1 protein-coding gene is annotated in these 524 nt (G+C 49.8%); it reads right to left on the reverse strand.

The features are described from left to right. On the reverse strand, positions 1 to 497 hold a 497-nt coding region (locus tag A3750_RS18425), incomplete at its 3' end, for an OB-fold nucleic acid binding domain-containing protein (protein WP_231871876.1). Positions 498 to 524: the final 27 nt, after the last annotated feature.

Consider the following 524-nt stretch of genomic DNA (forward strand, 5'->3'; position numbering starts at 1 on the left):
CGCAATCCATCAAGTTGAGGCGTTAGATCCTCTAGTCGTCCGGCAATAACATGAATCACGCCAGCCTCTTGCTCCAAGATTCCAACAACCCTTAACAACTGCGCTCTTAAATAAGGTAACTTTTGCGCTCTGGCCGTTGCGCGCCATATGACGACATTGATATTGCCTGTCTCGTCTTCGAGAGTATAAAAGCTGACGCCTGCGGCGGTACCAGGACTTTGCTTTCCGGTCACGAGTCCCGACACAGAAACCAAAGATTTATGTGGCTGTTGCCATAAGGCATTAGCCATCACATCATTCTCCAACGCGCCAGCTTTGCGCAGCAAAGCAACGGGATGCCCGTCCAGGCTTAAGCCCGTAGATTGATAGTCTTCCTGCATATTTTGCCACTGATCTGGCGCTGTAAACTGTACATCCTCTTTAACAGACAAATGCTCATCAGTCTCACCGTTCCCAATCCGCTCAGACCAAAGCGGTGCATCATCTAGGCTTTTCATCAGGTCCCATCGTGCCTGATAGCGATT

This window comes from Oleiphilus sp. HI0079 (genome assembly GCF_001635105.1).